Source organism: Streptomyces sp. PT12 (assembly GCF_003311645.1).
Taxonomy (GTDB): Bacteria; Actinomycetota; Actinomycetes; order Streptomycetales; family Streptomycetaceae; genus Streptomyces.
The window spans coordinates 93912-103681 of record NZ_QEST01000243.1 but is presented as its reverse complement, the minus strand read 5'-3'; the positions used below and the strand labels follow the sequence as shown (position 1 = coordinate 103681).

The 9770-nt window shown below is 74.1% G+C and carries 9 protein-coding genes; 1 reads left to right on the top strand and 8 read right to left on the bottom strand.

Annotated features, from left to right (window positions below; translation table 11 throughout):
* Positions 1-189: 189 nt before the first annotated feature.
* Both DEH69_RS26960 and DEH69_RS33175 read right to left on the bottom strand, forming a co-directional pair.
* The gene (locus DEH69_RS26960; protein ID WP_258534987.1) at positions 190-1221 is read right to left on the bottom strand and encodes a LacI family DNA-binding transcriptional regulator; all 1032 of its coding nucleotides are present in this window, start codon (positions 1219-1221) and stop codon (positions 190-192) included.
* A 421-nt stretch (positions 1222-1642) separates the two neighbouring features.
* On the bottom strand, positions 1643-1882 hold the full coding sequence (locus DEH69_RS33175; protein ID WP_258534986.1) for a hypothetical protein: 240 nt from the start codon (positions 1880-1882) through the stop codon (positions 1643-1645).
* On the opposite strand from DEH69_RS33175, the gene DEH69_RS26955 reads away from it, so the two are divergent.
* Positions 1868-2374 (top strand): M15 family metallopeptidase, encoded by a 507-nt coding sequence (locus DEH69_RS26955; protein WP_258534985.1) that lies wholly within the window; start codon positions 1868-1870, stop codon positions 2372-2374. The two genes, DEH69_RS33175 and DEH69_RS26955, sit on opposite strands and share 15 nt — an antisense overlap.
* Positions 2375-2399: 25 nt before the next feature.
* Here DEH69_RS26955 and DEH69_RS26950 read toward each other — a convergent pair whose 3' ends face one another.
* From DEH69_RS26950 to DEH69_RS26925, 6 genes are read right to left on the bottom strand one after another with little or no spacing between them, the layout of a single operon-like run.
* Positions 2400-4073, bottom strand: a complete 1674-nt coding sequence (locus DEH69_RS26950) for a hydantoinase B/oxoprolinase family protein (RefSeq protein WP_113689593.1) — start codon at positions 4071-4073, stop codon at positions 2400-2402.
* Positions 4070-6178 carry a hydantoinase/oxoprolinase family protein gene (locus tag DEH69_RS26945; protein WP_113689592.1) on the bottom strand — a complete coding sequence of 703 codons (2109 nt, stop codon included), beginning with the start codon at positions 6176-6178 and terminating at the stop codon, positions 4070-4072. Before DEH69_RS26945 ends, DEH69_RS26950 begins: the two co-directional genes overlap by 4 nt.
* 46 nt (positions 6179-6224) lie before the next feature.
* Positions 6225-7286 carry an aminotransferase class V-fold PLP-dependent enzyme gene (locus DEH69_RS26940; protein WP_113689591.1) on the bottom strand — a complete coding sequence of 354 codons (1062 nt, stop codon included), beginning with the start codon at positions 7284-7286 and terminating at the stop codon, positions 6225-6227.
* Positions 7287-7338: 52 nt separating this feature from the next.
* A complete protein-coding gene (locus DEH69_RS26935; RefSeq protein ID WP_113689590.1) occupies positions 7339-8079 on the bottom strand; it encodes an aspartate/glutamate racemase family protein in 741 nt (246 codons plus the stop codon).
* A complete protein-coding gene (locus DEH69_RS26930; protein WP_113689589.1) occupies positions 8076-8945 on the bottom strand; it encodes an ABC transporter ATP-binding protein in 870 nt (289 codons plus the stop codon). Before DEH69_RS26930 ends, DEH69_RS26935 begins: the two co-directional genes overlap by 4 nt.
* Positions 8942-9766, bottom strand: a complete 825-nt coding sequence (locus DEH69_RS26925) for an ABC transporter ATP-binding protein (protein WP_220131347.1) — start codon at positions 9764-9766, stop codon at positions 8942-8944. The genes DEH69_RS26930 and DEH69_RS26925 overlap by 4 nt, the downstream gene beginning before the upstream one ends.
* Positions 9767-9770 lie beyond the last annotated feature (4 nt).

The window sequence follows — 9770 nt, the reverse complement described above, 5'->3', positions numbered from 1 at the left end:
ACTGCGCCATCTCTACCCAACCACACAGCAAAATTAAGCTGCAACAATCTACTAGGATGGGTTTACGCATGGATTCGTCCGTTCTTGAAGGCACATGCAGATGCGGAGGCGGATGAAGTCGGCGAGGGGGCGGGTGGCAGCCCGCCCCCAGTCACCGGCCGTGGATGGTCAGGGATGAGCAGATCGCGGTCAGCCTCCCGGGGCGGAAATGGATTCTCGGTCGCGCAGTGGCATCGTGATGCGATGAACCGTGGCGTCCAGCGGCTCCCCGCCGAGGATCAGCTCGACGGCGGTGCGTCCCATGTCGTAGTGCGGCAGGGCCAGGGTGGTCAGGGCGGGCCGGAGCCAGGACGCGATGTCCTGGTCGTCGAAAGAGATCACGGAGACATCCCCCGGCACGGACAGGCCGGCTTCGGCCAGAGCCTGATAGGCACCGAAGGAAATCCGGTCGGTGGAGCAGATCAAGGCCCGCGGCCTCGCGCCCTCATCGAGGATGCGGCGCACCTCGCGGTAGCCGTCCTCGGAGTTCCAGTCGCACTCGATGACGCCGTCCAGCCCGCTACCGGCTTCTCGCAGTACCTCCTGGATACCGCGCATGCGCTCGTTTCCCGCGAAGACTCCCTCGGGGGTGGCCGGCAGCGCCTGGTGGCCGCCCACGGCCCAGATGCCTTCGGTACGACCGGCCTCCACCAGCAGCCGCGCCGCCACGCGGCCCGCATTGACCTCGTCGGGAATCACCGAAGGCGCGTCGAACCCGGGCGCGAGGCAGTTCAGCAGTACGACCCGGCGCCCGTGCAGCTCGGTCGGCGGGGTGATGTAGTGCGTATACATGGCGGCGAAGATCACGGCGTCGACCTGCCGGTCCAGCAGCGCGTGGATGAGCCCCGACACCGCATGCCGATCACCGCCCGTTTCCGCGATGAACACCAGATGCTCGTTGGCGTACGCGGCGTCGAGGGCTCCCCGGATGACTTCACCGGCGAAGGGCGTCGTCGTGATCGAGTCGGAGACCAGGCCGATGGTCTGGGTGGAGCGCGTGCGAAGGCTGCGCGCGTTGACATTGGGGCGATAGCCGAGCACGCGAGCCGCCTCAAGCACCTTGTGCCAGGAACTTTCGGAGATCCGCATGTCGGTGCGACCGGAGAGCACGAACGACGCCGTCGTTGGGGAGACCCCCGCCGCACGGGCGACATCGGCCATGGTCACGCGGCGTCCGGTCACAGAGAACTCCCCGGTGGCTGAATCGAATTAGCAGGTGCTCTGCACCATGCTGGAGGGCTACCACACCGTCAAGACCCCCATCAGTAACGTGTTGGCAACAAGCGGCCCAGGGCGCGTGTACCGGCCAGGCCGCCCGTGTCATGGGGGTGTCGCGTGGCGTTGGCTCTCGCTTCAGCGCTCGAGTGCGCCGCGGCCCGACGCGGCCGCCAGCTAAATCGTTTTGGTTCGCGACCGGACAGGGCGATGGAGTCGCCGCACAGGCGCCGCGGGAGTCATGGCGTCGATCGCGGTGGCCCGCCGCTCGATCCCTCAGTCGCGGTGGGCCTTCTCGGCGTGCGCCGTCCCGGCGATCGAGGCGGGGCGGGCGGCCGGGCCGCCGAGGGCGAACGCGTGGAGAAGCGGCACGAGGATGAGGAGCACGTCAGCCCCCCTCGCGCGGATCGGGGTCCCTCTCGACCAGCGTGAGGGCCGCGCGCAGGGCGGCGGCCTCGTCGGGGTCGAGCCGACCGGCGAACCGCACGAGGGCGCCGGTCCGGTCGGCCGTGGTGTCCAACGCCTGCTCGAGCAGCGCCGCGGTGTAGTCATCGGCGGAGCGAACGGCATGTGGCGCGAGGGCTGCCCGGCCACCCGCGAGGACCTGCGCCGGGTGGAGATCAACCACATCGACTTCGACGGCGAGGTCTCCCGCGGCGTTCTCGTCGTCAACGCGGATGTCGCCGACAGCGTCGTCCGCATCTTCACCCGCCTCTTCGACGAGCGCTTCCCCATCCGCAGGATGCGGCCGGTCGAGGAGTACGAGGGCGACAACAACGCCAGCATGGCCGACGACAACACCGCCGCCTACAACTGCCGCCGCCCCGACCAGATCAACGCCCCGCAGGCCGAGTCCCCGCACGCCAACGGCCGCGCCATCGACATCAACCCCCGCGAGAACCCCTGGCGGGACCCGCGCTGCGCCTGCTGGTCCCCGGGACCCGAGTTCGCCGAACGCGATGAGGGCCGGGGCAGGATCCTCGAAGGCGGCCTCGTCTGGCGGGCCTTCACCGAGGAGGGCTGGATCTGGCAGAACATCGACGTCCCCGACTACATGCACTTCGACACGGGATACCCCTCGGGCCCCTTCACCCCTGAGCCACGCGTCAACTCCCCGTGAATCACCGGACGTCCGGATCCCGCCCTCACGCGGAGCCGTAGACGTCCCGGGCGCGCCGGGGCGAGATGTAGGCGTCGGCCACGTCGCGGGCGACGAGCTCGGGGTCGCGCTGGCGCGGGTCGCCGTAGCCGCCCCCGCCGCCGGTGAGGACCTGGACGCGCTGGCCCGCGGCGAGCCGCAGGTCGGTGATCTTGTTGAGCCGACGCTCGTCCGGCGTGCCGGGAGCGACCACCGCGACCGGGCCTGTGGCGTCATGGCCGCCGAACAGCCCCCAGGCCGGGGTGAGGGACCGGTCGAGCCACAGCGAGAGGGCGGTGCCGTCCTGCTCGACCCTGAACGTCTTGTGCACGCCCAGGCCGCCGCGGAACCGCCCCGCGCCCTCGGAGTCCTGCCGCAGCCCGTAAGCCTCGATCGTGAGCGGGAACTTGTTCTCCACGAACTCGATGGGCAGGTTCTTGAAGTCCCCGTTGATGACGTTGATCATCCCGTCCTGGCCGTCGCCGTCGTGGAACGCGCCCCAGCCACCGGTCTCGGCGTCGATGAGCACGAAGTCCTCGGCGCCCGCGCCGTCGCGCGCGGTGCCGACGAACGAGACGATCATCGAGTCGCCGAAGTGGGCGGCGGCGACCCGTTCGGGCAGCACCGGGGCCAGCGCCCGCTGCACGAGGTCGATGAGCAGGCCGAGCGGCGTGTAGTACCACTGGACGGGCGCGGGCTCGCGGGCGTCGAAGACGCTGCCGTCGGGGATCACGACGCGCAGGTTGCGGAAGTTCCCGCCGGTGACCGGCGCCTCGGGGTTGATGAGCTCCTTGAACGCGACGCGGCACGCGGAGATCGCCTGCACCCGCCCCGAGTTCACCGGGCCCGGGGTGGCCGCGCTCGAACCGGTGAGATCGACGGCGATCTCGTCACCGGCCACCCGGACGGCGACCTGGACGCGCACCGGGGTGCCGGACACGCCGTCGTCGTCGATGAGGCCCGCCGCGGTGTATGTGCCGTCGGGGATGGCCGCGACCGCGCGGCGGTCCAGCTCCTCGGACTGGCGGAAGATGTCGGCCGTGGCGGCCTCGACCACCGGGCGGCCGAACTTCAGGTAGAGCGCCCGAAGGCGCTCGGCGCCCTTGTAGCAGGCGGCGACCTGCGCCTTGAGGTCGCCGCGGCGGGCGGCGTGGAAGAAGCTGTTCAGCGCCAGGATGTCGAAGATCTCCTCGTCGGGGACGCCCGCCTTCACCAGCCTGACCGGTGGGATGCGCAGCCCCTCCTCGTAGATGTGCCGGGTGCCGGTGGACACGCCGAGGTCCTTGCCGCCCAGGTGCCCGCCGTCGGCCCTGGTGGCGGCGAACGCCACGAGCGCGCCGTCGACGAAGATCGGCGCGAGCACGGTGATGTCCGTCAGGTGGGAGCCCTGGATATAGGCGTCGTTGAGGACGAACACGTCGCCGTCGGCGTAGCCGTCGAGCCCGATCTTCGCGGTCACGTGCTCGATGCACGCCTGGATGTTGCCCAGGAAGATGGGCAGTCCAGGCGCCTGGCCGAGCAGCCGCGCCTGGGCGTCGTACAGGCCGACGGCGCAGTCCTTCGCCTCGTAGATCACGGGGGTGTGGGCGCCGCGGAAGAGGGAGACGCTCATCTCCTCGGCCGCGGAGTTGAAGCCGTTGCGGATGACTTCGACGACGACGGGGCTGACGGTGGCGGTCATGTGCGGTTCCTGTCCGGGTGAGCGGGGTCGGCGGGGTCCGCGGGGGCGCGGGTGATGTCGAGGGAGCCGTCGGCGTCCACGACGGCTCGCCAGCCGGGCGGCACGACGGTGGTGGCGGTGAGCTCGGCCAGCACTGCGGGCCCCGGGACGGTGTCGCCCGTGGTGAGGTCGGCGCGGGCGACGACGGCGATCTCGTGGCGCCTGCCGTCGTACACGCCCTCGATGACGTGCGGCGGCCCGGCGGGCGCGGGCAGCTCGGCGGCGGCGGGCGGCTGGGCGGCGGGCGGCTGGGCGGCGGGCGACTGGGCGGCGGAGGGCTCGGCGGCCGACCGCTTGGCGACCAGCGCGAGCCTGGCGTTGACGACCTCGACGGGCGTGTCGGGCGACGCGAAGCCGAACAGCACGCGGTAGCGCTCGTCGAACGCCGCGCGGATGGCGCGGACCGGGCCGAGCCCGTCGATGGCGAGGTTCACGCTGTACTTCTGGCCGCGGTAGCGCAGGTCGAGCGAGCGCTGTTCCACCACGGGCCCCGCGGCCTCGATCGTGGCGACGAGGTCGGGGTCGAGGTCGGCGCGCACCGCGGCGAACGCGTCGTCCAGGTCGGCGGGGGTGACGGCGTCAAGCGGGCGGAGCAGCGAGGCGGCCCCGTCGTGCCGGAGCGGGGCGTGCAGCATGCCCCACGCCGAGAACGCCCCGGGGCGCGGCGGCACGACCACGCGGTCGATCTCGAGCTCGGCCGCGAGCGCCACGGCGTGCAGCGGGCCCGCGCCTCCGTAGGCGAGCAGCGTGAAGTCGCGGGCGTCAAGGCCGCGGCGCAGCGTGATCTGCCGGATGGCGTCGGCCATCGCGCTGTTGGTGATGGTCAGGATGCCCTCGGCCGCCTCGGTCGCGGTCAGCCCGAGCGGCGCGCCGTAGTCGGTGAGGGCCGCGGCGGCCAGGTCGGGGGAGATCGCCATGCGCCCGCCGAGGAAGTGCTCGGGCGCGATCCGGCCGAGCACCACGTTGGCGTCGGTGGTGGTGGGTTCGCGGCCGCCCAGCCGGTAGCAGACCGGCCCCGGCCTGGCGCCGCTGCTGCGAGGGCCGACGCGCATGCTGCCCGCCTCGGTCCAGGCGACGCTGCCGCCGCCCGCCCCGACGCTGAGCGTCTGCACCGAGGGGACCAGCACGGGGAACCCTTCGAGCTGCGACTCGAGGGCGATCTGCGGGGCGCCGTCGACGATCAGGCTCACATCGAAGCTGGTGCCGCCCATGTCGACGGCCAGCACATGCCCGGTCCCCAGCCCCGCGCCGATCGCGCCCGCGCCGATGACGCCGCCCACGGGTCCCGACATGACGACGCGGACCGGCTGCGCGGCCGCGACCCGCTCCGTGAGCACCCCGCCGTTGGACTGCATGACGAAGACCTCGCCGCCGAAGCCGCGTTCGGTGAGCAGCTGGCGCAGGCGGGTCACATAGCCGCGGATGACGGGGGCGATATAGGCGTTCAAGACGGTCGTGCTGACGCGTTCGTACTCGCCGAGCTCCGGGGCGATGTCGCTTGACGCGGTCACGGGCACCGCGGCGGGCAGGGCCGCGCGCAGGGCCTCGGCCGCGGCGCGTTCGTTGGCGGGGTTGACATAGGAGTGCAGGAACGCGACGGCCACCGACGCGTAGCCGCCCGCGGCCAGCAGGGCGGCGACGTCGCGTAGCTCGCCGGGGTCGAGGGGGGTGACGACCGCCCCGTGCCGGTCGGTGCGCTCGCCCACCTCGAACACGTCGCGACGGCCGAGCAGCGGCACCGGCTTGCGGTACTGGTTGTCGTACATGTCGGGGTGGTTGCCGCGGCCGATCTCGTACACGTCGCGGAACCCGCGGGTCGTGACGAGCGCGGTCCTGGCGCCGCCGCGCTGGATGAGCGCGTTCAGCCCCGCGGTGGTGCCGTACACGATCCCGGCGACGCCCGTGTAGTCGCCGTCGACGATCTCGTCGAAGCCGCGCACCACGCCGACGGCGATGTCGTCGGGCGTGGTGGGGACCTTGGTGGCCAGGCAGGCACCGGTGGCCTCGTCGAGGCGCACGATGTCGGTGAAGGTGCCGCCGACGTCGGCGGCGAGTCGATAGGTCATGGGGGTCCTTCCGTGATGCGGCTCGCTCGTGCGGCGCGGCGCGCCGTCAGGGGGCGGCGGCGAGCCAGGCGTCGGCCGCCGCTTGGGCCGCGGCGCCGGTGTCGGCGCCCGCGGCGTGGGTGAGGGCGACCAGCTCGCCGAGGGCGCGGGCGAGGGTGGCGTGGCGGCCGTAGTGGCTGACCCGCAGGTAGGCGCCGCGCGGGGTGGTGTCGCCTGCCACCCAGTGGCCGCCCGCCGCGGCGGCGCGCCAGGCCAGGTCCCGCGCGGCCACGCCGGATGGCACGGCGACGGTGGTGGCGAGCGGGCTGGCGTGGCGTTCGTCGGCGACCCACGGGGTCAGCCCGGCCGCGAGCAGCCCCGCCCTGACCGCGGCGCGCGTGGCGTGGTGGCGGGCGATCCTGGCCTCGATCCCCTCGGCCTCGACGGCGGCGACGGCCCGTTCGGCCGCCGCAAGCTCCGGCACCGAAGGGGTGCCGGGCAGCGCGCCCGCGGCGGCGCTCTCCGCCGCGGCGCGCCGCAGATAGGGGAGGTTGAGCGTGGACGCGTAGGTGTCGTCCTGCCGGTCGAGCAGCGCCCAGCCGCGGTCGGACAGGGTGGCGACGGACAGCCCCGCGGGTCCGCCGAGCGCCTTCTGCGGCCCGATGACGACGGCGTCGGCGCCGCGGGGCGCGGCCAGGCCGCCGACCGCGGCGACGGCGTCGACCGCGACGGCGGCGCCGTGGCGGTGCGCGACCGCCGCGATGTCGTCGACGGGGTGGGCGACGCCGGTGAGCACCTCGGCCTGGGTGAGCAGCACCGCGGCGGTCGCGGGCGCCGCGCGCAGCAGCGCGTCGACGCGGTCGGGGTCGGCGGGCTCGCCGTCGGGGAGGTCGAGCACGGTGACCGGCGCCCCCGCGGCCCGCAGCCACGCGCTCGTCAGCCGCCCGTAACGGCTCGACTCGATGCTGAGCACGGGGCGTTCCGACCGGCCGATGCCGTGGGCCAGCGCCTCGAGGGCGACCACGGCCTCCGCCTGAAGAAGCACGGATGGCCCCGCGCCGCCCGCGAGCCGTCCGAGATCGTCGGTCAGCCGGGCGTAGCGGTCGGGTGGGAAGGGGGTCTCGCTCATGGCGGTGCTCCTTGGGTCGAGTGGGCGGTGGCCCGGGCCGGGCGGCGCGGGGTCACCCCGCGGGTGCGCGGCGGGCCAGCGCCAGCGACTCGGTGTGCCGCGCCAGCAGCTCCACCGGGTCGAGCACCGGCAACGGGGTCAGTCCGGTGAGGGCGTCCGTGGTGCCGGTCCAGTAGGTGCAGGCGGGCAGGATGCTGCGCGCCCCCGCGGCCTCGGCGCGCCGGACGGCGGCGGGCCCCGACCGTTCGAGGCCGAGGCGCTGGGCCGCGATCAGCGCGTCGCCGACGTCGCGCGCGGTGTGCGTGGCGTCGGCACGTTCCACGGCGGGCCTGGCCACGGGCACGGGCTGCGGCGCGGTCATGAGGTCGGCCATGCCGTACCTGGCGGCGAGTTCGGGCACCCAGTCGGTGCCGTGCCGCTCGCTCTCGCCGTCCCCAGGCGGCACGTCCACATACAGGACGCACAGCGGGGCGAGCGCGGGGAGCAGGGCGCGGGCGGCCTCGAACGGTGCGGTCACGGGGATCGACACGGCGGCGCGGGCCTCGGCCAGGCCGGGGTCGGAGCAGCAGGAGATGCCGACCGCGTCGTAGCCCGCGCGTTCGGCCGCGACGACCGCGCGGACGAGGACGGGCACAAACAGCTCCTCGGGCGGGACATACACGGTCTCGGGCAGCCCTGGCAGGTGCCTGACCTCGACGTGGGTGTCCTGGCGCACGGCGCGGCGCGCGGAGCGTTCCTCGGCGGGCAGGTGCATGTCCGTGCCGACCGGGGCGAGCAGGAGAACGCGGGTCATGCCGTCGCCTCCCGCGGCTCGGCCGGGCGCGGCAGGCGCGGCACGGCGGCGATCAGGGAGCGCGTGTAGTCGTGCGCGGGGTGGCGCAGTACGTCCCGCGCGCCGCCGTGCTCGACGACGCGCCCGTCGCGCAGCACCGTGACCGTGTCGCACAGGTGCGCCACCACGGAGAGGTCGTGGGAGATGAGCAGGATCGTCACGCCGAGCCCGTCGCGCAGCCGGGCGAAGAGGTCGAGGATCGTCGCGCGCACGGCCACGTCGAGCGCGGAGGTCGGCTCGTCCGCGACCAGGACGCGCGGCTCGACGGCGAGGGCGCGCGCGATCGCGATGCGCTGGCGCTGACCGCCCGAGAACTGCCGCGGCCTGGCCCGCAGCGCCTCGGGCGGCAGGCCGACGAGGTCGAGCAGCTCCGCGGCGCGCTCGGCGCGGGCGGCGCGCGGCACGAGCCGATGCACGGCCAGCAGCTCGGTCAGCGTCTGCCCGACGGTGAGCCGGGGGTTGAGCGAGGCGAAGGGGTCCTGGTAGATCATCTGCAACGCCCGGCGCTGCGCCACGGTGCGGTGGCGGGTCAGCCGCTGCCCGCCGAGCGTCACGGTGCCGCGGGTGGGCGTGACCTGGCCGGTGAGGCAGCGGGCGAGGGTGGTCTTGCCCGACCCCGACTCGCCGACGACGCCGGTGATGGTCCCGCCCGGCACGTCGAGGTCGACGCCGTGCAGCACGGGCGTGGACCCGTAGGACACGGTGACGCCGTCCACGCGCAGGTCCGCGGACAGGCCGGTGGTCGGGTCCGCGGTCGGGTCCGCGGTCGGGTCCGTGGTCGGGTCCGTGGTCCGGGCCGCTGCCGGGTCCGCGGGTTTCGCCTTCATGGCGTCTCCAGTTCGAGGGCGCGCGCCGCGTCGATCAGCTCGCGTGTGTAGGGGTGCCGCGGTGCGGTCAGGACCTCGGCGACCGGGCCCGCCTCGGTGACCCGCCCGTGGCGCAGCACTGTGACGGAGTCGCAGACCGAGGTGACGACGGGCAGGTCGTGGCTGACGAACACGACCGTCAGCCCGAGGTCGCGGCGCAGGTCGGCGAGCAGCCGCAGGATGGTGGCCTGCACCGTGACGTCGAGCGCCGTGGTGGGCTCGTCGCACAGCAGGATCCGGGGCCGGGCGGCGAGCGCGAGGGCGATCACGACCCGCTGGCGCTGACCGCCCGACAGCTCGTGCGGGTATCTGCGGGCGAGGGCGGCCGGGTCGGGCAGCCCCACCTGGGTCAGCAGCGCGACGCTCCGGTCGCGGGCGGACCGCCGCCCTTCGCCGCCGACCACCCGACACACCTCCCGCACCTGAGCGCCGACCCTGGCCAGTGGGTCGAGGGCGCTCAGGGGGTCCTGGAACACCATGCCGACGCGCCCCGGCCCCGCGTCCCTCAGGCCGCGCGGGCCGAGGGCGCGCGTCGTGCCGAACGCCGTCGCCCGCCCGGCCTCCACCCGGGCGCGGGCGGGCAGCAGGCCGAGCACGGCGCGCAGCGTCATGCTCTTGCCCGACCCCGACTCCCCGACGATGCCGAGCGCGCCACCGGCCTCGACGGCGAACGACACGTCGTCGACGACGGTCCGCTCCGCCGCCCCCGCGCGCACCGTGACCCGCAGCCCCTCGACGCGCAGCCCGCTGCGCTCCGCCGTGCCCGCCGCCGTACTCGCCACCGTG

What these genes read in the sequence shown, in the direction of transcription:
- DEH69_RS26935 (WP_113689590.1), bottom strand. Translation starts at nt 8,079, where the DNA reads ATGACCCGCGTTCTCCTGCTCGCCCCGGTCGGCACGGACATGCACCTG.
- DEH69_RS26940 (WP_113689591.1), bottom strand. Translation starts at nt 7,286, where the DNA reads ATGAGCGAGACCCCCTTCCCACCCGACCGCTACGCCCGGCTGACCGAC.
- DEH69_RS26950 (WP_113689593.1), bottom strand. Translation starts at nt 4,073, where the DNA reads ATGACCGCCACCGTCAGCCCCGTCGTCGTCGAAGTCATCCGCAACGGC.
- DEH69_RS26930 (WP_113689589.1), bottom strand. Translation starts at nt 8,945, where the DNA reads ATGAAGGCGAAACCCGCGGACCCGGCAGCGGCCCGGACCACGGACCCG.
- DEH69_RS26945 (WP_113689592.1), bottom strand. Translation starts at nt 6,178, where the DNA reads ATGACCTATCGACTCGCCGCCGACGTCGGCGGCACCTTCACCGACATC.